Origin of the sequence: Nitratireductor pacificus pht-3B (assembly GCF_000300335.1) — a bacterium.
GTDB lineage: Bacteria > Pseudomonadota > Alphaproteobacteria > Rhizobiales > Rhizobiaceae > Nitratireductor > Nitratireductor pacificus.
In genome coordinates, this window is record NZ_AMRM01000004.1 from 174,655 (window position 1) to 196,059 (window position 21,405).

Annotated in this window: 23 protein-coding genes; 12 read left to right on the top strand and 11 right to left on the bottom strand. The window is 67.3% G+C overall.

What is annotated here, in order from left to right; all coding sequences use genetic code 11:
* Positions 1 to 38: 38 nt before the first annotated feature.
* The 6 genes from bfr to NA2_RS05090 all read right to left on the bottom strand — a co-directional run bounded on the left by bfr (position 39) and on the right by NA2_RS05090 (position 4,256).
* On the bottom strand, positions 39 to 524 hold the full coding sequence (gene bfr / locus NA2_RS05070; RefSeq protein WP_008594904.1) for a bacterioferritin: 486 nt from the start codon (positions 522 to 524) through the stop codon (positions 39 to 41).
* On the bottom strand, positions 490 to 804 hold the full coding sequence (locus tag NA2_RS21445; RefSeq protein WP_081582614.1) for a (2Fe-2S)-binding protein: 315 nt from the start codon (positions 802 to 804) through the stop codon (positions 490 to 492). The genes bfr and NA2_RS21445 overlap by 35 nt, the downstream gene beginning before the upstream one ends.
* Positions 805 to 1,101: 297 nt before the next feature.
* The gene (locus NA2_RS05075; protein ID WP_008594906.1) at positions 1,102 to 1,716 is read right to left on the bottom strand and encodes a DapH/DapD/GlmU-related protein; all 615 of its coding nucleotides are present in this window, start codon (positions 1,714 to 1,716) and stop codon (positions 1,102 to 1,104) included.
* Entirely contained in the window at positions 1,713 to 2,420 is a 708-nt protein-coding gene (gene phnL, locus NA2_RS05080; RefSeq protein WP_008594908.1) for a phosphonate C-P lyase system protein PhnL, read from the bottom strand. The genes NA2_RS05075 and phnL overlap by 4 nt, the downstream gene beginning before the upstream one ends.
* Positions 2,421 to 2,422: 2 nt before the next feature.
* Positions 2,423 to 3,199 (bottom strand): phosphonate C-P lyase system protein PhnK, encoded by a 777-nt coding sequence (phnK, locus tag NA2_RS05085; protein WP_008594910.1) that lies wholly within the window; start codon positions 3,197 to 3,199, stop codon positions 2,423 to 2,425.
* A 181-nt stretch (positions 3,200 to 3,380) separates the two neighbouring features.
* The gene (locus NA2_RS05090; protein WP_008594912.1) at positions 3,381 to 4,256 is read right to left on the bottom strand and encodes an alpha-D-ribose 1-methylphosphonate 5-phosphate C-P-lyase PhnJ; all 876 of its coding nucleotides are present in this window, start codon (positions 4,254 to 4,256) and stop codon (positions 3,381 to 3,383) included.
* A gap of 74 nt (positions 4,257 to 4,330) precedes the next feature.
* Here NA2_RS05090 and NA2_RS05095 point away from each other — a divergent pair, with 74 nt between their 5' ends.
* Positions 4,331 to 4,513: a hypothetical protein gene (locus NA2_RS05095; protein ID WP_008594914.1), complete on the top strand. Its 183-nt coding sequence runs from the start codon at positions 4,331 to 4,333 to the stop codon at positions 4,511 to 4,513.
* A 2-nt stretch (positions 4,514 to 4,515) separates the two neighbouring features.
* On the opposite strand, the gene NA2_RS05100 is transcribed toward NA2_RS05095, so the two are convergent.
* Genes NA2_RS05100 through phnG form a run of 3 tightly spaced genes read right to left on the bottom strand, consistent with a single transcriptional unit; the run spans position 4,516 to position 6,677 of the window.
* Positions 4,516 to 5,625, bottom strand: coding sequence for a carbon-phosphorus lyase complex subunit (locus NA2_RS05100; protein WP_008594916.1), 1,110 nt, complete (start codon positions 5,623 to 5,625; stop codon positions 4,516 to 4,518).
* Between the two features lie 3 nt (positions 5,626 to 5,628).
* Positions 5,629 to 6,240, bottom strand: coding sequence for a phosphonate C-P lyase system protein PhnH (gene phnH, locus NA2_RS05105; protein WP_008594918.1), 612 nt, complete (start codon positions 6,238 to 6,240; stop codon positions 5,629 to 5,631).
* Complete coding sequence (gene phnG, locus NA2_RS05110; RefSeq protein ID WP_008594919.1) at positions 6,240 to 6,677, bottom strand: phosphonate C-P lyase system protein PhnG; 438 nt, start codon at positions 6,675 to 6,677, stop codon at positions 6,240 to 6,242. The genes phnH and phnG overlap by 1 nt, the downstream gene beginning before the upstream one ends.
* Positions 6,678 to 6,831: 154 nt before the next feature.
* Here phnG and phnF point away from each other — a divergent pair, with 154 nt between their 5' ends.
* The 9 genes from phnF (at position 6,832) to NA2_RS05155 (ending at position 17,316) form a co-directional block, all read left to right on the top strand.
* Positions 6,832 to 7,596: a phosphonate metabolism transcriptional regulator PhnF gene (gene phnF / locus NA2_RS05115; protein ID WP_008594922.1), complete on the top strand. Its 765-nt coding sequence runs from the start codon at positions 6,832 to 6,834 to the stop codon at positions 7,594 to 7,596.
* 161 nt (positions 7,597 to 7,757) lie between these two features.
* Positions 7,758 to 8,954: an ABC transporter substrate-binding protein gene (locus NA2_RS05120; protein WP_008594924.1), complete on the top strand. Its 1,197-nt coding sequence runs from the start codon at positions 7,758 to 7,760 to the stop codon at positions 8,952 to 8,954.
* A 195-nt stretch (positions 8,955 to 9,149) separates the two neighbouring features.
* On the top strand, positions 9,150 to 10,829 hold the full coding sequence (locus tag NA2_RS05125; protein WP_008594926.1) for an ABC transporter permease: 1,680 nt from the start codon (positions 9,150 to 9,152) through the stop codon (positions 10,827 to 10,829).
* A gap of 6 nt (positions 10,830 to 10,835) precedes the next feature.
* On the top strand, positions 10,836 to 11,489 hold the full coding sequence (locus NA2_RS05130) for an ATP-binding cassette domain-containing protein (protein WP_008594927.1): 654 nt from the start codon (positions 10,836 to 10,838) through the stop codon (positions 11,487 to 11,489).
* Positions 11,490 to 13,943: an ATP-dependent helicase HrpB gene (gene hrpB / locus NA2_RS05135; protein ID WP_008594929.1), complete on the top strand. Its 2,454-nt coding sequence runs from the start codon at positions 11,490 to 11,492 to the stop codon at positions 13,941 to 13,943.
* Positions 13,944 to 13,981: 38 nt separating this feature from the next.
* Positions 13,982 to 15,316 carry an ActS/PrrB/RegB family redox-sensitive histidine kinase gene (locus tag NA2_RS05140; protein WP_008594930.1) on the top strand — a complete coding sequence of 445 codons (1,335 nt, stop codon included), beginning with the start codon at positions 13,982 to 13,984 and terminating at the stop codon, positions 15,314 to 15,316.
* Between the two features lie 53 nt (positions 15,317 to 15,369).
* Positions 15,370 to 15,936, top strand: coding sequence for an ActR/PrrA/RegA family redox response regulator transcription factor (locus NA2_RS05145; RefSeq protein WP_008594932.1), 567 nt, complete (start codon positions 15,370 to 15,372; stop codon positions 15,934 to 15,936).
* 126 nt (positions 15,937 to 16,062) lie between these two features.
* On the top strand, positions 16,063 to 16,710 hold the full coding sequence (locus NA2_RS05150) for a S24 family peptidase (RefSeq protein WP_008594935.1): 648 nt from the start codon (positions 16,063 to 16,065) through the stop codon (positions 16,708 to 16,710).
* A 30-nt stretch (positions 16,711 to 16,740) separates the two neighbouring features.
* On the top strand, positions 16,741 to 17,316 hold the full coding sequence (locus tag NA2_RS05155; protein ID WP_244423588.1) for a thermonuclease family protein: 576 nt from the start codon (positions 16,741 to 16,743) through the stop codon (positions 17,314 to 17,316).
* Positions 17,317 to 17,324: 8 nt separating this feature from the next.
* Here NA2_RS05155 and NA2_RS05160 read toward each other — a convergent pair whose 3' ends face one another.
* Positions 17,325 to 18,986, bottom strand: a complete 1,662-nt coding sequence (locus NA2_RS05160) for a lysine--tRNA ligase (protein WP_008594939.1) — start codon at positions 18,984 to 18,986, stop codon at positions 17,325 to 17,327.
* 159 nt (positions 18,987 to 19,145) lie between these two features.
* On the opposite strand from NA2_RS05160, the gene NA2_RS05165 reads away from it, so the two are divergent.
* Both NA2_RS05165 and NA2_RS05170 read left to right on the top strand, forming a co-directional pair.
* A complete protein-coding gene (locus tag NA2_RS05165) occupies positions 19,146 to 19,559 on the top strand; it encodes a tellurite resistance TerB family protein (RefSeq protein ID WP_008594941.1) in 414 nt (137 codons plus the stop codon).
* Positions 19,560 to 19,621: 62 nt separating this feature from the next.
* Entirely contained in the window at positions 19,622 to 20,470 is an 849-nt protein-coding gene (locus tag NA2_RS05170) for a sterol desaturase family protein (RefSeq protein ID WP_008594944.1), read from the top strand.
* Here NA2_RS05170 and NA2_RS05175 read toward each other — a convergent pair.
* Positions 20,464 to 21,312 carry a transporter substrate-binding domain-containing protein gene (locus NA2_RS05175; RefSeq protein WP_008594946.1) on the bottom strand — a complete coding sequence of 283 codons (849 nt, stop codon included), beginning with the start codon at positions 21,310 to 21,312 and terminating at the stop codon, positions 20,464 to 20,466. The genes NA2_RS05170 and NA2_RS05175 overlap by 7 nt on opposite strands.
* Between the last annotated feature and the right edge of the window lie 93 nt (positions 21,313 to 21,405).

The following is a 21,405-nucleotide window of genomic DNA, read 5'->3' on the forward strand; positions in this document are numbered from 1 at the left end:
GCCCTTGTCTGCCGTGGAACCCCTGTTCAGGGAATGCCTTACTCCGCCTCGTCGGCCGACCCGGCGTTGAGCTGGCCATATTTAGCCTCGCCGATCTTCTCCAGCAGTTCGAGCTGCGTTTCGAGGTAGTCAATATGGCCTTCCTCGTCGGCCAGCAGTTCCTCGAAGAGCTTCATGGAGACGTAATCGCCCGCTGCGTGGCAGTCGTCGCGGGAGGCCTTGTACAGCTTGCGGGCATCATGTTCGCCGGCGAGGTCGGCTTCCAGGACTTCCTTGATGTTCTGGCCGATGCGCAGCGGTCCGACGACCTGGAGGTTGGGATGACCCTCGAGGAAGATGATGCGTTCCACCAGCTTGTCGGCGTGATGCATCTCCTCGATGGATTCCTCGCGCTCCTTCTTGGCAAGCTTGGTGTAACCCCAATCTTCAAGAAGGCGATAGTGCAGCCAGTACTGGTTGACCGCTCCGAGCTCGTGAGTCAGCGCCTCGTTAAGCCGCTCGATAACCTTTTTGTCGCCTTTCATTGAACCTGCTCCCATAGCGCTCGCGCAGGGCGCGAACCTGGTCTAGATATGTCACGACTTCAGCTCCCTCGCATTCATCGTGACGCTGGTGGTATTGCTCCGTTACACGGATAATCGTTTCCACCACATTTGGGAAGCAGCCGCAACAGCGGCCACGTTTCGAAAGCGTGTGATAGACCTTGGCCGGCACGATGAGTTGCCAGGGATCCTCGTCCAGCATCGAGACGATCGTATCCTCAACCTCTTTCTGGGTAATCAGATTGCACTGACAGACGAGCATGGCGACGTCGGAAACTCCGTGGCTTTGCAAGGTCAAGCCCATAGGCGAGGCCTCAACCTTCGTGCGGGAGTTTGTCGGAGGGAGTGCCCTGATCGCTGACACCTCATGCCGGCAGGTTCGACGGCATGCAGGTCAGGCGGGCGACGACAGACGTCCTGCGATCGAAAGGGTTAAAGGCCCCGACATCATGGACGCATCGCGCGGATGCGGGCTCATAGAACACGCGAGCGCGTGCTCCTGTCAACAAAAACCTGACAACAATGTTCAGGGAAAGCCGCGACGCGTTGGCGCGGGCGCTCAGCCCTCGTACTTCTCCAGGAAGGCTTCCGCCGCGAGAGCGCGGAAATCGTCGAGCGCGTCGCGCAGGCGCAGGTGATCCCAGTCCCACCAGGCGAGGGCCTGGAAGCGGTCGGCCGTCCTGCGGTCGAAGCGTTCGCGGATCGGCCGCGCCGGAACGCCGCCGACGATCATGTAGGGCGCGACGTCCTTCGAGACCACGGCGCCCGCGCCGACCACGGCTCCGTCGCCGACCGTGACACCCGGCAATATGGTCGCGCCGTGCCCAAGCCAGGTGTCGTGCCCGATGCTTACCTTGTTGCCGCGCCGCCAGTCGAAGAAGGCATCGTCATGCTCGGCGTCCGGCCAGTAGTCGGACGAGCGGTAGGTGAAGTGATGCAGGGTCGGCCGCCAGGTTGGGTGGTTGGTGGCGTTGATGCGCACCGCGGCGGCGATGTTGGAGAACTTGCCGATCTCGGCGCACCAGACGCCGCCGTCCTGCATGATGTAGGAGTAATCGCCCAGTACCGCCTCGTGGATACGGCAGCGCTCCGCCACTTCCGTGTAGCGGCCGAGCGTCGAGCCGGACACGTCCGCTGTCGGGTGAACGTAGGGCGTTTCGGAGAGCCGTTTCATGCGGCGTGCCGGTCGGGTGCGAAGTCGGTCACGTCGATGATGCGGTCGGCCACCGCGTCCCGCACCTCCTGGTCGTGGAAAATGCCGAGCAGGGCCACGCCGGCCTCCTTCTTCTCGGCGATCATCGCGGTCACGATCTCACGGTTCGCCTTGTCGAGCGACGCTGTCGGCTCGTCGAGAAGCAGGATCGGATGGTCCGTGATGAAGCCGCGCGCGATGTTGACGCGCTGCTGCTCTCCGCCGGAGAAGGTGGCGGGCGGCAGGTCCCACAGGCGTTCCGGCAGGTTGAGGCGGGCGAGCAGGGCCTCCGCCCGCCCGCGCGCCGTGGCAGCCGCTTCGCCGCGGGCGACCAGCGGTTCCGCCACCACATCGCGCGCCGGCACGCGCGGCACCGCCCGCAGGAACTGGCTCACATAGCCGATCGTGTCGCGGCGGATGGCGATGACGGTGCGCGGGTCGGCGGCGGCGAGATCCACCAGATTGTCGTTATGCGTGACGATGATCTGGCCGAAGTCGACGGCATAGCTGCCATAGATCATCTTCAGGATCGAGCTCTTGCCGGCGCCCGACGGGCCTCCGAGCACGGCACACGCGCCGGCGGCGAGCGAGAAGGAGGCGCCCGATACCACGGGGAGACGGATGCCGCCCTGGAGATGCATGGTGAAGCTCTTGGCGACTTCGGAGACGACGAGGGGCGTTGCCATGGTCAGACCTGCAGGATGGAGGAAACGAGAAGCTGCGTGTAGGGCGCCTGCGGATCGTCGAGCACCCGGTCGGTCAGGCCGCTCTCGACCACATGGCCGTCCTTCATCACGATCATGCGGTGCGAAAGGAGACGGGCAACGGCGAGGTCGTGCGTGACGACGATGGCCGAGAGGCCGAGCTCGTGGACAAGTCCGCGCAGGAGGTCGAGCAGGCGCGCCTGCACTGAGACGTCGAGGCCGCCGGTCGGCTCGTCCATGAAGACGAGGCGCGGGCCGGTGACCAGGTTGCGGGCGATCTGCAGGCGCTGGCGCATGCCGCCGGAGAAGGCGCGCGGCTGGTCGTCGATGCGGTCCTCGGCAATCTCGACGCGGCCCAGCCAGTCGGTGGCGGCGGCGCGGATCTGGCCGTAATGCCGGTCGCCGACGGCCATCAGCCGCTCGCCCACATTGGCGCCGGCGGAGACGGTCATGCGCAGCCCGTCCGCCGGGTTCTGGTGCACGAAACCCCAGTCCGTGCGCATCAGGAAGCGCCGTTCCGCCTCGCTCATGCGGTAGAGGTCGTGAAAGGCCCCGTCGCGCATGCGGTAGGATACTGTGCCCGAGGTCGGCAGGAGGCGCGTCGAAAGGCAGTTGAGCAGCGTCGTCTTGCCGGAGCCGGATTCGCCCACGACGGCGAGCACTTCGCCCGGCCAGAGATCGAAGGAGATGTCGCTGCATCCGATGCGGTTGCCGTAGAATTTCGAGATGGAACGAACGCGCAGGAGTGGTTCGTCGGTCATTGGGTTTCTCCACGAGTTTCTGGACGTTCGAACAGCCCCTCATCCGCCTGCCGGCACCTTCTCCCCGCCAGCGGGGAGAAGGAGAATGGCCTCAACGTTGGTGTCCCCCTCTCCCCGCAAGCGGGGAGAGGGTAAGGGTGAGGGGCGTTCCGCGGCGCTGTCATCGATGCGCTGTCGGTTCTCATGCTCCCACCGCCTCTCCCGCCAGGTGTCCCCTGTGGCCCTCCGCGCGGCGTCCCTCGCAATGGTCGGTGTCGGAGCAGACGAACATCCGCCCGCCCCGGTCGTCGAGGATGACCTCGTCGAGATAGACGTCGGTGCCGCCGCACAGCGCGCAGGGATCCGCGAAGCGCTGCACCTCGAAGGGATGATCCTCGAAGTCGAGGCTTTCGACGCGCGTATGGGGCGGGATGGCGTAGATGCGCTTCTCGCGGCCCGCCCCGAAGAGCTGCAGCGCCGCCGACATGTGCATCTTCGGATTGTCGAATTTCGGCGTCGGCGAGGGGTCCATGACATAGCGTCCCTCGACCTTGACCGGATAGGCGAAGGTGGTGGCGATGTGGCCGTGCTGGGCGATGTCCTCGTAGAGCTTGACGTGCATCAGGCCGTATTCCTCGAGCGCATGCATCTTGCGCGTCTCGGTCTCGCGCGGTTCGAGGAAGCGCAGCGGCTCGGGGATCGGCACTTGGTAGACGAGGACCTGACCGGCCTTCAGTCGCTCCTCGGGAATGCGGTGGCGCGTCTGGATGATGGTCGCGTCGCCGGTGTGGGTGGTGACGGCCACATTGGCCACCTTCTGGAAGAAGGCGCGGATGGAGACGGCATTGGTGGTGTCGTCGGCGCCCTGGTCGATGACCTTGAGCACGTCGTCCGGACCGATAACCGATGCGGTGACCTGCACGCCCCCCGTGCCCCAGCCATAGGGCATCGGCATCTCGCGGCTGGCGAACGGTACCTGATAGCCGGGAATGGCGATCGCCTTGAGGATCGCGCGGCGGATCATGCGCTTGGTCTGCTCGTCCAGATAGGCGAAATTGTACTGGGCAATCTCGGTCATCACCGGCTCCAATATTCCATTAATGGTTTTGCTCTATCTATTGATTCAACTCTAGATAGAAATTTGAGGATGCCATGCTCGACTGGAAAATTCTTGAGGGCGTTGCGATTGTCGTCATGCTGGTTCTGATCGTGGCCATGCTCCGGCGCGCGCTGCGCCAGAAGCGGAACGAGAAGCCGTCCCGTGTCGCGGGAGCGAACGATGACTGGATCGAGGAGTTCGGCGACGGGTCGGCTTTTGACGAGAGCGACAGCTAGGGTCATTCCGCGGCCTCCCGGCGCTCGGTGGCTGCACCTGCGCGGCGTTCCTCATATTCGCGGCGCATCTGACGCACCAGGCCGAGCTCGGCCTGGAAATCGACATAGTGCGGCAGCTTCAGGTGCTCGACGAAGCCGGTCGCCTGGACATTGTCGGAATGCGAGATCACGAATTCCTCGTCCTGCGCCGGTGCCGTGATGTCTTCGCCCAGTTCGCCGGCGCGAAGCGCACGGTCGCAGAGCGCCATGGCCATGGCCTTGCGTTCGGACTGGCCGAAGACGAGGCCGTAGCCGCGGGTGAATTGCGGCGGCACCTTCATCGATCCCTTGAACTGGTTGACCATCTGGCATTCGGTGACGCGGATGCGCCCCAGCGGGACCGGGAAGCCGAGTTCGGGAACGTCGATCTCCACCTCCACCTCGCCGATGCGGATCTCGCCGGCGAAGGGGTGGTTGCGGCCGAAGCCGCGCTGCGTCGAATAGCCAAGCGCCAGCAGGAAGCCTTCGTCGCCGCGCGACAGGGCCTGCAGGCGCAGGTCGCGCTGCATCGGAAATTCCGGCGGCTCGCGGGTGATGTCGCCCGGCTCGCGTTCTTCCGGCAGGGAACCGTCTTCCTCGATCAGCCCTTCCTGCGCCAGGATCTCCGAAACGCGGGGCATGGCCTCATGGTCGGCGGCGCGGGCCTCCGGCGCGGCGGGTTCCTGGTCCTCGGCCAGCTCCGGGTCGAGCAGGCGGTGCGTGTAGTCGAAGGTGGGACCAAGCAACTGCCCGCCGGGCAGGTCCTTGTAGGTGGCCGAAATGCGCCGCTCGACCAGCATGGCCGCCGTGTCGATGGTGCGCGTGTAGCCGAAGCGGGGCAACGTCGTGCGGTAGGCGCGCAGCAGGAAGATCGCCTCGATCATGTCGCCGCGCGCCTGCTTGACGGCCAGGGCGGCAAGTCCCGTGTCGTAGAGCGAACCTTCCGCCATGACCCGGTCGACGGCGAGCGCCAATTGCTCGGCGATCTGCTCCAGCGTCAGCGCCGGCACGTCGCGCGCGCCGCGACGGCGGTCGGCCAGGAGCGTGTGGGCGTTGCGGATGGCGGCCTCACCGCCCTTGACGGCAACATACATGGCTCAATCCTCCTGATCGGCGATGCGGGTGGTGCGCGGCAGGGCCGCGAGGCCCTCCCGGCTGACGAGGACGATGTCGATGCCGCGCGGGAAGCGCGCCCGGTTCTGCGCCCATTGGCGCGCGAAATGACGCGGCATCGGCCGCGGCGAGAGCCGGGCCTGGTGTTGGATGCCCGGGCCTTCGAGCAGCAGTTCGGCGCCGCCGGTCAGGCTCGCGACCTGCAGGACGAGCGTCGCAGAGCGGTCAGGATATTCCTGCGAGCCCTGCGCGAAGTTCTCAAGGCCGATCAGGTTCTCCGGGTCCGCGACCAGGGCGAAATGCGCGTCGGCAGGGGTATTGGCGATCGGCGCGCCGGTGTGGAAGGCGAGCCAGGCGCCGACCGCTTCGTCCGCCTGCAGCGCCGGATCGAGCCAGACCGGCGTGTCCTGGTCGCAGAGCGTCAGGGCGACGCCGGCGGCCTCGGGCGTCAGCGGTGCCGGCGGCTTCGTCAGCGCGATGCCGTGGTGCACGGTGCCCGGTTCGGCCATGGCCTGCATGATGGCGCGGAACATTGTCTGCGCATCGAAGACAGGGTCCTTGAAGCCGCCCTCGATGGCGATGGAATCGAGCGTCATCAATCCTCTCCCCGAACCATGGTGAAGAAATCCACCCGCGTCGCCGCCGTCTCGGTGCGGCGGGTCTCGTCCGTCTCGGCCTGCCGGCGGCGCAGCGGGGCGAGGATCTTCTCCTCGATCGCCGTCTCGAACTCCGGCTGCTGCCGCAGGGCGTCGATGACCGCCGCGACGCGCACCTTCTCCTTCTCCCGGCCGAGCGCATAGGCGTGGCCGACCACGCCGGATGGCAGCTTGACCGTCGCGCGCGTCACCGTCGCTTCGCCGAAATTGAAGGCCGCGCCCCCGCCGCCCATGCGGCCGCGCAGGGTCACAAGGCCCGTTTCGGGACCGCGCAGCAGGGCGGCTTCGTCGGGCAGCGCCGCTGCGTTCCACAGACCCAGAAGGTCCTGTCCGGGCGCTGCCGCCAGCACGGCCATTGCCTCGCGGCGCTGTTGCATCACTGTCTGTCTTTCCTGGCGTGAGACCATCGGGCCTTTCCTCAGCCTGCATCGATAATTTGTCTATTGCTCTAGACAACTAAACATATTATAGACTTTCTCTAAACGCTGTCGATGACGTGTTGATGACAGCCGGCTGAGGAGCGGGACGATTATGGGGGATCGGTGGGAAACGGTGGTGGAGCGCCGCAGCGGGGTCGCCCTGTGGCGGCAGATCGCCGACCGCATGCGGCGCGAGATCGGCGCGGGGCTGGCCGACGAGGCGGGACGCATGCCGCCCGAGGTGGCGCTTGCGCAGCGCTTCGGCGTCAACCGGCACACGGTCCGCTCGGCCATCGCGGCGCTGGTTCAGGAAGGGGTGCTGCGCGCCGAGCAGGGACGCGGCACCTTTGTCGAGAAACGCCGGCGCCTGGCCTACCCGATCAGCGAGCGCACCCGCTTCTCCGACGGCCTTGCCGGCCAGTCGCGCGATCTGAAGGCCACATTGCTCGACCATGCCGTCGAACCCGCCCCGGATGAGGCGGCGGCGGCGCTGGGCATTGCGCCGGGAACACCCGCCATAAGGCTCGAAACCATATCCGAAGCCGACGGCAGGCCCGTCTCACGCGCCCGCAGCTGGTTCGACGCGGAGCGCTTCGGCGGCATGGCCGAAGCCTTTGCCCGCACGCGTTCCGTGACCGCGTCCTTCAGGGCGCTCGGGCTTGCCGACTATCTGCGGCTCTCGACGGTGGTTACGGCCCGCCATGCCGACGCCGCCGACCTGCGCGATCTGCGGCTGTCGCCGGGCGCCATCGTGATCGTTACCATCGCCGTCAATGTCGATGCGGATGGGCGGCCTGTGCAGTATTCGGAAACCCGCTTCGCCGCCGACCGGATCGAGCTGCATGTCGCCGGGAGCGCCGGCAAGGCGCGGGACTAGCGCTTCCCGGGCTACTCACTTGATGCTCACTGGGAAGTGACCCGGTCAGGCGCCGCATCGCATTGATTTGCACAGGGTCGGCATGCTCTATCGGCTACCTTTGCTTTCAACCCGCGATCTGGGAGATCGAAGTGCGCAGAACCGTTTTATCCTTGGCGCTGATGGCGCTCGGCGCCGTGCCGGCGCTGGCCGACGCGATGAACCCCGATCCCCGGAAATGGGATGAGGTGCTGGCCGGCGCGCGGGGCGAAACCGTCTATTTCAACGCCTGGGGCGGGTCGCAGAACATCAACGCCTATATCGACTGGGCCGGCGGCGAACTGATGCAGCGCTACGGCGTGACGCTGAAGCACGTCAAGCTGGAGGACACGGCCACCGCAGTCACCACCGTGGTCGCCGAGAAAGCGGCCGGCCGGGATACGGCAGGCACGGTCGACCTGATCTGGATCAATGGCGAGAATTTCGCCGCCATGAAGCGCCAGGGCCTCATCATGGCGCCGGGCTGGGCCGAGGAACTGCCGAACTGGTCCTATGTGGATGTCGAGAACAAGCCGACGATCCGCACCGACTTCACCATTCCCGTCGATGGGCTGGAAAGCCCCTGGGGCATGGCCAAGCTCGTCTTCTTCTACGATTCCGCGCGCACCGACGCGGACGCGCTGCCGCAGGATGCCGACGGGCTGCTCGAATGGGCGAAGGCCAATCCGGGCCGCTTCTCCTATCCGCAGCCGCCGGACTTCATCGGTTCGTCCTTCCTGAAGCAGGTGCTCGCCGAGAAGATCGCCGACAGGACACTGCTGCAACAGCCCGTCGACGAGGCAAGCTTCGACGCGGTGACGAAGCCGCTGTTCGACTATCTGGATGCGCTCAACCCGCTGATGTGGCGCTCGGGCCGGGCCTATCCGCAGAACTATCCGGCCATGAAGCAGCTTCTGGCCGATGCCGAGCTGGACATCATCTTCGCCTTCAACCCGGCGGAAGCGTCGAGCGCCGTCGCCAATGGCGAACTGCCGGACACGGTGCGCTCGTTCACCTTCCCGGGCGGCACGCTGGCCAACACGCATTTCCTGACGATCCCCTACAACGCCGCCGCGAAGGCGGGGGCGCTGGTGGCGGCGAACTTCCTCCTTTCGCCGGAGGCGCAGGCGCGCAAGCAGGATCCCGCCATCTGGGGCGATCCCACCGTTCTGGCCCTCGGCAAGCTCGATGCGGACGACCGCGCGCGCTTCGACGCCATCGACCTCGGCGTCGCGACGCTGCGCCCCGACGAACTCGGACCCGCGCTGGACGAACCGCATCCAAGCTGGATGGAGCGCATCGAAACCGAGTGGAAGCGGCGCTACGGCGTGGCGAACTAGAGCGTTTTGCAGTCAGGTGATAACACCTGACGCCCGCATAAACGCGGAAAAACAAAGAGATGGGCCCGTTGTGCGTTTCGATGAAAGCTTGAACGAGTCTAGGACAGCGTTCTTGTTGAGCTTGGCGGTGTTCCCCACTCCCCTCTGGCCTCCTGGGCTTGCCGGAGGGGGCAGCAACGCCGGGAAGCCATTGTCATGCTGACCCGTCTCGGCCCTGTCCTTGCCATCGGCCTGCTCACCGCGCCCGTCGCCTTCGGGCTGGCGGGCACCATCCTGCCTGCCTTCGGTTTCCTGCCCGCGCTGGGCGGTACCGGGTTCAGCCTTGCGCCTCTGATGGCGCTCGCCGGCGAGCCGGCCATCGTCTACTCGGCGCTGATGAGCCTCGTCACGGGGCTGGTGACGACGCTGGTCTCGCTCGGCGTGGTGATGCTCTTCACCGCCGCCTGGAGCGGCACGCGGGCCTTCGCAAGGGTCCAGCACCTGATCTCGCCGCTGCTGTCCGTGCCGCACGCGGCCGCGGCCTTCGCGCTCGCTTTCCTAATTGCCCCCTCGGGGCTGCTCGCCCGGATGATCTCGCCGGAACTGACCGGCTGGCACCGGCCGCCGGACCTGCTTGTCGTGCACGATCCGATGGGCCTCGCCATGATGGCGGGCCTCGTCGTCAAGGAAATCCCGTTCCTGCTGCTGGTGACGCTCGCCGCCCTTCCGCAGGTGCATCCGGCCCGCACGCGCGCGCTCATCGCGGCGATGGGCTACGGGCGGATCGGCGGCTTCGTGTTCGGCCTCTGGCCGCAGATCTATCCGCAGATACGCCTGCCGGTCTTCGCCGTCATCGCCTTCGCCACCTCCGTGGTCGACGTCGCGGCGATCCTGGGGCCGACGACCCCGCCGCCGCTGGCCGTCCGGCTGGTGGGCTGGATGAACGACCCCGACCTGTCGATGCGCTTCCTCGCTTCCGCCGGTGCGCTGCTGCAGCTTGCCGTGACCGCCGCGGCGATCGGCATCTGGATTGTCCTTGAAAAGCTTACTGCCCGTCTGCGCGAGCGCTGCGCCTGTGCCGGGCTGCGCCTGCGCGGTGATGCGCCGGTGCGGTGGACGGCGTTCGGTCTGATGCTCCTTTCCGCCCTGACGATCTTCGCCGGCCTCGCGACGCTGGCGCTGTGGTCCTTCGCCGGCCTCTGGCAGTTTCCCGATGCGTTGCCTGCGTCCTTCGAACTGCGCAACTGGGCGCGCGTCCTGCCGCATCTGCTCGATCCCCTCCTGACGACCCTGATCGTCGGGCTTGTCTCGACGGCCGTCGCGACGGCCATCGCGATCCTCTGCCTGGCGCGCGAGGACGAGATGGGCCGGCCACCAGGGCGCGGCGCACTGCGTCTGATCTACCTGCCGCTGATCGTGCCGCAGGTCGCCTTCCTGTTCGGCCTGCAACTGCTGTTCATCCTGATCGGCTCCGTGGCGACGATGACGGCGCTCATCCTCGCCCATCTCGTCTTCGTCCTGCCCTATGCCTATCTGTGCCTGAAGGACCCGTGGCGCGCCTTCGATAGGCGCTACGATCAGCTTGCGGCCGGGCTCGGCAAGGCGGCCTGGCGGCGCTTCCTCCTGATCCGCCTGCCGATGATGACGCGGCCGGTCCTGACCGTCGCGGCGATCGGCTTCTCCGTCTCGATCGGCCTCTACCTCCCCACCCTGCTGATCGGGGCGGGGCGGCTCACCACCGTCACCACCGAGGCGGTCGCGCTGGCCTCGGGCGGCAACCGTCGCGTCATCGGCATCTATGCCTTTCTGCAGATGATGCTTCCCGCCATCGGCTTTGCCGTTGCCACTCTTGTGCCGGCGCTGATATTCCGGCGTCATCGCGACATGCAGGTTTGAAACCGGATGAACTCCCGCTTGACCGAGGCCGGCCTTTTTCTCGACCGGGTGACCATCGCGCTCGACGGGCGCGAGATCGTCACGCTGACGCGGCGCGTGGCGCCGGGCGCGGTGCTGACCGTTATGGGACCTTCGGGCGCCGGAAAATCGACTCTGCTTGCCTATGTCGGCGGCTTCCTCGATCCGGCCTTCACCGCGAGCGGCCGCGCCTATGTGGACGATGTGGAGATCACGGCGCTGAAGCCGGAGGCCCGCCATATGGGCATCCTGTTCCAGGATCCGCTGCTGTTTCCTCATATGAGCGTCGGCGGCAACCTGATGTTCGCGCTGCCGCAGGAGGTGCGCGGGCGCCGGGCGCGGCGCGAACGCATGTGCCGCGCGCTGGAGGGCGTCGGCCTGGCGGGGCTCGAGGAGCGCGATCCGGCGACCCTGTCGGGCGGGCAGAAGGCGCGTGTCGCGCTGGCCCGGGTTCTCGCTTCCGCGCCGCGCGCCCTGCTGCTCGACGAGCCGTTCTCCAAGCTCGACGCCGCGCTTCGCGCGCAGATGCGCGAACTGGTTTTCGCCAAGGCACGCGAGAGCGGCCTGCCGGTCCTGCTGGTCACCCATGATGTGGCCGACGCACAGGCCGCCGGCGGCGACATCGTCGAGATCGGCGGATAGATGCCCAAACTGCCCGACCTGCCGGTAACGGCCGTCCTGCCGGCCTTACGCGAGGCGCTCGACCGGGATGGCCGGGCCGTGCTGGTGGCGCCGCCTGGAGCGGGGAAGACCACGCTGGCGCCGCTGGCGCTGCTCGACGCCGGCTGGGCCGCCTCGGGCCGGATCGTGCTCCTGGAGCCGCGCCGTCTGGCCGCCCGCGCCGCGGCGCGCCGCATGGCGGCACTTCTCGGCGAGGAGCCGGGAGAAACGGTCGGCTACGCCATGCGCATGGAGCGGAAGGTGTCCGGCAGGACCCGCATCCTCGTCGTCACGGAAGGCGTTCTGGCGCGCATGATCGTCGAGGATCCGGAACTGTCCGGTGTCTCCGCCGTGCTGTTCGACGAGTTCCACGAGCGCTCCCTGGACGGCGATTTCGCGCTGGCGCTGGCGCTCGACGCGCAGGGCGCGCTCAGGCCGGACCTGCGGCTTCTGGTCATGTCGGCGACGCTCGACGGCGCGCGTGTGGCAGCACTTCTGGGCGATGCTCCGGTGATCGAGAGTGAGGGCCGCAGCTTTCCCGTCGATCTGCGCCATGCGGAGCGTCCGGCCGGCGAGCCGGTCGAGGACACGATGGCGCGGACGATCCGCGCGGTCCTGTCGGACGAGGAGGGCAGTGTGCTCGCCTTCCTGCCCGGCCAGCGCGAGATCGAGCGCACCGCCGAGCGGCTGGCGGACAGGCTGCCGGCCGATGTCGACATCACGCCGCTCTATGGCGGCCTCGACGGGAAGGCGCAGGATGCGGCGATCCGGCCGGCGTCGGCGGGGCGGCGCAAGGTCGTTCTGGCGACCGCCATCGCCGAGACCTCCGTCACCATCGACGGCGTGCGCGTGGTGATCGACAGCGGTCTCTCCCGCCTGCCGAAATACGAACCGTCCACCGGCCTGACGCGGCTCGAGACGGTGCGCGTCTCGCGCGCCTCCGCCGACCAGCGCGCCGGCCGCGCCGGCCGCACGGCGCCCGGCATCGCGCTCAGGCTTTGGCGCGCCGAGCAGACGGCGGCCCTGCCGGCCTTCGCGCCGCCGGAAATCCTCGAGGCCGACCTGTCCGGCCTGCTGCTCGACTGCGCGGCCTTCGGCGTCGCCGACCCCGCCGCTCTCGCTTTTCTCGATCCGCCACCCCAGCCCGCCCTGGCCGAAGCGCGCGGCCTGCTTCAGCGCCTCGGCGCGCTCGATGCCGACGGCCGGCTGACGCAGACCGGCGAGGCCATGCGGCGGCTGGCGCTGCCCGTGCGGCTGGCGCATATGGTGGCCATGGCCGCCGGGAAGGGGCAGGCGCTGGCGGCCGCTGAACTGGCGGTTCTCCTGTCGGAACGCGGGCTGGGCGGGACTTCGGTCGATCTGGACGAGCGCTGGCAGCGCTTTCGGCGCGAACGCGGACCCCGCGCCGAGGGCGCGCGCAAGCTCGCCATGCGGCTCGCGAAATCCGCGGGCGGTGGCAAGGTGGACGATCAGCCTTCCGCCGGTTCGCTGCTGATCCATGCCTGGCCGGACCGGGTCGCCAAGGCGCGCGGCGCCTTCGGTCGTTTCGTGCTGGCCAACGGGCGCGGCGGCATGCTGGCTGCCGAGGAGCGTCTCGCCGGTTCGCCCTATCTGGTCGTCGCCGATCTTCAGGGCCGCGCCGAGAACGCCCGCATCGCCTCGGCCGCCGCCATCGACGAGAACGAGATCCTTGCCGAACTGGGCGACGAGATCGTCGAGGCCGCCGAAACCGCATTCGATCGCGACAAGGGCGCGGTGCGCCAGCGCCGGTTGCGCCGGCTTGGCGCGCTGGTGCTTTCGGCGCAGCCGCTGCCGCCCCCGTCGGGAGCAGACGCGGACCGCGCGATCGTCGCCGCGGTGCGCACGCACGGGCTGGAGCTCCTGCCATGGGACAAGGAGGCGGTCGCCCTGCGCCGCCGGCTGGCATGGCTCCGCAATGCCAAGGGCGATCCCTGGCCGCAGATGGACGACGCGGCGCTGCTCGACGGTCTTGAGGACTGGCTCCTGCCGTTCCTCACTGGCGATGCCAGCCTGTCGCGGATCAGGCCGGCGATCCTGCGCGAGGGCCTGACGGCGCTGGTGCCGCACGACCTGCAGCGCCGCCTGTCGGCGCTGACGCCGACCCACTACGACGCGCCGTCGGGCAGCCACGTTCCGATCCGCTACGAGGAGGAGGGGCCGGTGCTGGCGATCCGCGTGCAGGAACTGTTCGGCCTGAAAACGCACCCGACCGTGGCCGACGGCGTGCCGCTCAAGCTGGAACTGCTCTCGCCGGCCCACCGGCCGATCCAGACGACGCTGGACCTGCCCGGCTTCTGGGCGGGTTCCTGGGCCGATGTGCGCGCCGACATGCGCGGCCGCTATCCCAAGCACGTCTGGCCCGAGGATCCGGCCAATGCCGCCGCGACACATCGCGCCAAGCCGCGCGGCAAATAAGACTTGGAGCGGCGGCGGACTTCCCGCATAAACCGGCGATGCTTGAGGACATCAGGGCACACGATCCGAACCACGGCTTGCGGCTGAACACGCTGATCAAGCTGCGCTGGCTGGCGATCATCGGCCAGAGCGCCGCGGTCATCGTCGTCGCCTACGGTCTGGATTTTCCGCTGCCGGTCGGCCTGTGCTTCGCGCTGATCGCCGCGTCGGCATGGCTGAACGTCCATCTGGCGCTGCGCTATTCGGCGGCGCACCGCCTGGCGCCGCTGGCCGCGCTGGGCATCCTGACCTTCGACGCGTTCCAGCTCGCCGGCCTGCTGTCCATGACGGGCGGTCTCACCAATCCGTTTTCGCTGCTGATGACCGTTCCCGTGGTCATCTCGGCGACATCGCTGCGGCTGCGCTGGACGGCGCTGCTCGGCTTCCTCGTCGTGGCGCTCACCACCGCCCTCGCGGTCTTCCATCGTCCGCTCCCCTGGTTCCCCGGCACCGAGCTGGTGATGCCGCTCATCTACGTGATCGGCATGTGGATCGCGGTCGTTTCCAGCATCGCCTTCACCGGCATCTACGCCTACCGCGTGGCGGAGGAGGCGCGGCTCCTTGCCAATGCGCTCGCCGCGACGGAACTCGTCCTGCAGCGCGAGCAGCACATCTCCGCGCTCGACGGGCTGGCCGCTGCCGCCGCCCACGAGCTGGGCACGCCGCTCGCCACCATCGCCCTGGTGGCCCGCGAGATGGAACGGGCGCTCGGCAAGGACGAGCGTTTCAGCGAGGACGTCACGCTGCTGCGCACGCAGAGCGAGCGGTGCCGCGACATATTGAAACAACTCACCAGCCTGTCCTCGGAAGGGGAGGCGCACATGGCGCGCCTGCCCTTCACCTCTCTGATCGAGGAGACGGCCGCGCCGCATCGCGATTTCGGCATCGACATCCGTTTTGAGCCGGGGGCGACCGAGGGGCCGGAACCCGTCGGCCGGCGCAATCCCGGTGTCCTCTACGGCCTCGGAAACCTGGTCGAGAACGCGGTCGACTTCGCCCGGGAATCCGTGACGATCCGCTGGCATTGGGACGAAGAAACCGTGGGGTTGCTGGTCATCGACGATGGGCATGGCTTCCCGGTGGAGATCCTCGACCGCATCGGCGAGCCTTACATGTCCAAGCGGTCGGCCAGCGCCAGCAGCGGCGGCGGCCTGGGGCTTGGCCTGTTCATCGCAAAGACGCTCCTCGAGCGCTCGGGTGCGACCATTCGCTTCGGCAACCTCGCCGAGAAGGGCAAGGGGGCTTTCGCCGAGGTGATCTGGCCTCGCGCCCTGTTCCTGGCCCCGCCCGCCGGTCTGGAACCGGATGAAAAGAACCCTAAATTGGAAAACTGACGGATTTAGGCTAGAAACATTCTAGGAAAAGAAACGTGCTGAACGTGCTGGATATGACAAGCGAAACCGCAGAAGACCCGGAGATCGCACTGGGCGAAGACCGCTCTCTCCTGATCGTCGATGACGACAAACCCTTCCTCACGCGGCTTGCCCGGGCGATGGAAAGCCGCGGTTTCGTCGTCGATACGGCCGAAAGCGTCGAGGATGCCGTGGCGCGCGCCAAGGCCGCGCCGCCGGCCTTCGCCGTGGTCGACATGCGCCTTGCTGACGGCAACGGGCTGGATGTGGTCGCGGCGATCCGCGAGAAGCGCAAGGACGCGCGGACGATCATCCTGACCGGATACGGCAACATCGCCACCGCCGTGACCGCGGTGAAACTGGGTGCCGTCGACTATCTCGCCAAGCCCGCCGATGCGGACGACATCTTCACGGCCCTGACCCGTGGCTCCGGCGAGAAGGTGGCGCCACCCGAAAACCCGATGTCGGCCGACCGCGTGCGCTGGGAGCATATCCAGCGCGTCTACGAGATGTGCGACCGTAATGTATCCGAGACGGCGCGCCGCCTGAACATGCACCGCCGCACCCTGCAGCGCATTCTGGCAAAGCGCGCTCCGCGCTGAAGGCGGGTTTGCCGGCTGTGCGGTGACGCCGGCAAATCACTGTTTATGGACAAGTGCTGCGCGCGGCGTTACAACTGCATGACAGGTATTTTTTCCTGTTCCAGTGTTCCAGAAGGATGAGCCGCCGTGCTTTCGCACGAGAAGGTCTGGGCAGCCATAGATGCGCTGGCCGCGCGTCATTCCTTGTCGGCCTCGGGCCTGGCCCGGAAGGCCGGGCTCGATTCGACGGCTTTCAACAAGTCCAAGCGTCTCTCCGCCGACGGCCGCCCGCGCTGGCCTTCCACGGAATCCCTGTCCAAGATCATCGAGGCGACCGGCATCACCCTGTCGGATTTCCTGGCCCTGCTGCAGGGCGGCGGGGCTCCCTCGGCTCCCTATGAAGCGCCGCCCTCCAGCGTCCCGCTGATCGGCTTCGCGCAGGCGGGCGCCGGGGGGTTCTTCGATGACGCGGGCTTCCCGGCGGGGCAGGGGTGGGATCATATCGACCTCCCGGCTCCGGCACGGGAAGGAGCCTATGCGCTGCAGGTCCAGGGCGAGTCCATGTTGCCGCTCTATCGTGACGGCGACACGCTGATCGTCGACCCCGCAGCCCGGCTGCGGCGCGGCGACCGCGTCGTGGTCAAGACGGCGGGCGGGGAGGTGATGGCCAAGATCCTGCAGCGCCAGACCGGCGAGGCGGTCGAGCTTCTGTCGCTCAACCCGGAACACGCCAACCGCGTGCTGCGCAAGTCCGAACTGGAATGGATGGCGCGCATCGTCTGGGCGAGCCAGTAGACGATGCGGGCGGGGCGTTGCCTATTGGTTGTGTCGGCGCTGCTTCTGGCAGGTCCCGGCCTGCTGCCCGCCTTGGCGCAGGAGCGCCGCGCGCCGCGCATCATCGCGCCTGAGCTGATCGCGCCGCCGCCCGTTGATCCCTCGATGCTCAACCGCCTGACCCCGCGTGCGCCGCTCAGCGATCTTGCCGGCCCGTCACCGGAGCCAAAGCGCGCGGATACGCTGTATTACCGCCCCGTCGCCATCGCTGCGGGCCTGATCGAATCCGAGGGGCGCACCATCACCATCGCCGGGATTCGCATCGTTGCGCCCGACCGGGTCTGCGACGCGCGGGCGGGCGGGGTCTGGCCGTGCGGCAAGCAGGCGCGCACCGCGTTCCGCTACTGGCTGCGCGGCCGGGCGGTGGAGTGCGGCGCAGGCGCGGATGTGACGGAAGAGAACGCCGAGACACCCCTACGCTGCACGCTGGCGGGCTATGACGTCGGCAAATGGCTGGTGGAGAACGGCTGGGCGCTGGCCGACCCCGACGGCCCCTATGCGGAAGAGGCCGAGACGGCCCGCGAAACGCGCAAGGGCATTTTCAGCGGCGGGCCGTCCCCCTCCTGAGTGCGGGGTCAGCTTGACGGCGTGCCGTCCAGCGCAGCGTCGATCATGGCGCGCGTTTCCCGCACGCCGTAGAGCGCCGCGAAGGAGCCGAAGCGCGGACCGCGCTCCTGTCCCAGCAGGACCTGATACAGCATCTGGAAGAAGCTCCCCGAAACGCCGGGGCCGCCTGTCGGGCTCTTGCGTTCGTGATCCTGGTAGCGCTCGATGCCGCGCGCCACGTCGAGAATGGCGTTCTGGATCGCCTCGGCATCGGCATCCTCCGGCAGCGCGCCGAAGGTCTGCGAGAGCGCCGCGAGCGCCTCCCGCTCCACCGCGTCAGGCGCGCGGAACGCTTTGGCCGGTTTGACGAAATCCTCGAAATAGCGCAGCGCGTAGCCGGTCAGGCGGTCGAGTTCGGGATGCGTCTCGGCCGTCACGCCCGGCGCGTGGCGCGAGATGAAGCCCCACAGAACGTCCGTGTTCTGCGCGTTCGAGGCGCTGACGAGGTTGAGCAGCAGCGCGAAGGGTACCGGCAGATCGATCGACGGCGGCGCGCCGTCATGCATGTGCCAGACGGGATTGCCGAGCCGGTTCTTCCAGTCCTGCCGCGGATAGGTGGAGAGGAAGCTGTAATACTCGTCGACCGCCCGCGGAATGACGTCGAAATAGAGCTTCTTCGCGGCCTTCGGTTTCTGGAACATGAACAGCGACAGGCTCTCGGTGGGCGCGTAGGAAAGCCATTCGTCGATGGTCAGGCCGTTGCCCTTCGACTTCGAGATCTTCTGCCCGTTCTCGTCGAGGAACAGTTCGTAGTTGAAGCCCTCCGGCGGCGTTTCGCCGAGAGCCGTGCAGATCTGCGCCGCCAGCTTGACGCTGTCGATCAGGTCCTTGCCGGACATCTCGTAGTCCACCTTGAGGGCCGCCCAGCGCATCGCCCAGTCGGGCTTCCACTGCAGCTTGCAATGCCCGCCGGTCACGGGCGTCTCGAACAGCTCGCCACTGTCGGGATCGCGCCAGACGATGGTACCGGCGTCGAGCTTGCGCTCCTCCAGCGGCACCTGCATCACGACGCCGGTCTTCGGGTGAATGGGCAGGAACGGCGAATAGGTCTGCGCCCGCTCCTCGCGCAGCGATGGCAGCATGATCTCCATGACGGCGTCGTAGCGCTCGAGCATGGTGAGAAGCGTCGCGTCGAAGCGGCCGGCCGCATAGTACTCGGTCGAGGAGGCGAATTCGTAATCGAAGCCGAACCGGTCGAGGAATGCGCGCAGGCGTGCGTTGTTCGCCGCGCCGAACGAGGGATACTCGTTGGAAAATGGGTCGGGAACCCGGGTCAGCGGCTTGCCGAGATGGGTGCGCAGCATCTCCTTGTTCGGCACGTTGTCCGGCACCTTGCGCAGTCCGTCCATGTCGTCGGAGAAGCACAGAATCTTGGTCTTCACCCGGTCTTCGGTCAGCACACGGAAGGCATGTCGGACCATCGACGTGCGATTGACCTCGCCGAACGTACCGATATGCGGCAGGCCGGAAGGGCCATAGCCGGTCTCGAACAGAACCGTTTCCGGGAACGCCTTGCCCTCGTAGCGTTTGACGATCTTGCGCGCTTCCTCGAAGGGCCACGCCTTGCTCTGCGCGGCGGCTTCCATCACTTCGGGCGTCAGTTCAAGCGCGTCCGTGCTCGGCATCGTCATATCGCATTCCAGAAACTGGTTTCACACAAATGGGTTCTTGAGAGCCAAGCCTGTAAGGCGACCTCGCCCATGCGTCAATCGAGGCCACAGTTTTTCGTTGCGGCATCGCGTCCGCCTCCCTACCTTTCGGACTTCGCGTCCCTGCAACCGGAGTATGAAATGGCAGAGCCGACAGCCCACGAAGCCCTGATCTACCTGATGGTCGTTATGTCGGCGGCCGACCGGGACATGACCGATGCGGAACTCGCCATCATCGGCGACACGATCCGCACATGGCCGGTGTTCCGGACATTCGACGAGAACCGCATCATCGAGGTGGCGCGGCAGTGCCAGCAGATATTGCAGGAGGACAGCGGTCTGGAACGCATTCTCGGCGCCGTGCGCGACACCGTGCCGGCAAAGCTCCACGACACGGCTTATGCGCTGGCGGTCGAGGTCGCTGCCGCCGACAAGCATCTGGAGCCGGAGGAAAAGCGCATGCTGCACATCGTGCGCAGCCGGCTGCATCTGGAGCCGCTGGTGGCGGCCGCCATCGAGCGGGCCGCGCAGGCCAAGCGACGCGCCCTCGCCTGAGGCGGCTGCCGATCAAGACCATGTGACTGGCGCGTCATGGCCAGCTTCGGGATAGTCGCGGCATGAGCGCCTTTCTGTTTTCCGAGGCGGCGGTGAGGCTCGCCGCCTTCCTCGGCATCTTTGCCGCCATGGCCGCATTCGAGCTCTGGTCGCCACGCCTCGAACGGCCGGAGATGAGCGGCGCGCTGAAAACGCGCCGCTGGTTCGCCAATCTGTCGATGGTGCTGATCTCGTCGCTTGTGCTGCGCGTGGTGTTCCCCGCCGCAGCCGTCGGCGCTGCCGTCTGGGCCGAGGCGCAGGGATGGGGCCTGTTCCACACGCTCGGTCTCGATCCGCTCATCGCGGGGATCGTTTCGTTCGTGCTTCTGGATTTCGCCGTCTGGCTGGAGCACGTGGCGAGCCACAAGATACCGGTCCTGTGGCGCATCCACCGCATGCACCACGCCGACAACGGGTTCGACGTCACGACGGGTCTGCGGTTCCATCCGCTGGAAATCCTGCTGTCCATGCTGTGGAAGGCCGGGATCGTCGTGCTTCTCGGCGCGCCGGTGCTGGCCGTCCTGATCTTCGAGATCGTGCTCAACGGCAGCTCGATGTTCAATCATTCGAATGTCGATCTTCCGCGAAAGGTCGATCGCGTGCTGCGCCACGTGCTGGTGACGCCGGACATGCATCGCGTTCATCATTCCACCATCCCGCGCGAGACCGATTCCAACTACGGCTTCAACTTTCCCTTCTGGGACCGGCTTTTCGGGACCTATATCGACGCGCCGCGTCTCGGCCACCGCGCGATGGAGATTGGCCTGTCGGACTATCGCGGCGCGCTGACGGCGCGGCTCGGCTGGATGCTGCTCCTGCCTTTCCGCGCGCTGCGGCGGCGGGGCACGAAAAAAGGGGCGTCGGCTCAGTAGAAGCTGACCGGGAAATAGCGCAGGTAGAGCTCGGCGAATGCGCCGCTGGCCTCGATCTGGGTCAGGGCGAAATCGATCGCCTCGGCGAGCGCCGGCTGGCCCTGCGGCACGGCGATCGACAGGCCCTGGCCGAGATATCCTGCCGCCAGATAGGGGCCGCCGGCAAAGGCGCAGCAATCGGCGGCGTCCTTGCCGGCCAGCCAGAAGCTGAGCCGCATTCCGTCGCCGAACAGGGCGTCGATCTTTCCCGCTTTCAGGTCCTCGCGCAGCCAGTTCGCCCGGGTGTAGGTGACGGCCCTGGCCTGCGGGAACAGGGCGCGCAGCAGCGTCTCGTGGGCCGTGCCCGCCATGACGCCGACGCGCTTGCCGGCGAGCGTCCCGACAAGCGGCTCGGTGAGCATGGCCGATCGGCGCGTCACCAGCCGGGCCGGGAAACGCATATAGGTCTGCGAGAACAGATAGCGGTCGCGGTTCTCGGCGGTGACCGCGATGCCGGCGATGATCGCTTCGCCTTGCTTGTTGGCCAGGGCCGGCTGGACCTCGGACCAGGGCAGCGCCTGGATCTGGCATCGCTCGGTCAGGTCGAGTTCGGCGCAGATCTTGCGGGCGAGGTCCACGTGAAAGCCGCTGAGGATGCCGGTGGCGTCCAGATAGTTGAAGGGGAAGAAGTCGGCCGTCGTCAGGAAGCGGAGCCTCGGCAGGGTCGCGAGGTCGGGCTTCGAAAGGCGCTGCTGCGGCGCTCCGAAGCCGGGCGCCTGATTTGCCGGCGATGCGGAGAACTGCGCCGCATGCCCCGCACCGCACAGGAAGGCGGAGATCGCGAAAGCCATCAGGAAGCGCATGTCGGGTTCTCCAGTCGCGCGTTGCCGGAAAGTATCGTGCAGCAGAGACGAAGATCTGCACGAAACCTGAAGGAAAGGACTGTTCAGCGTTGC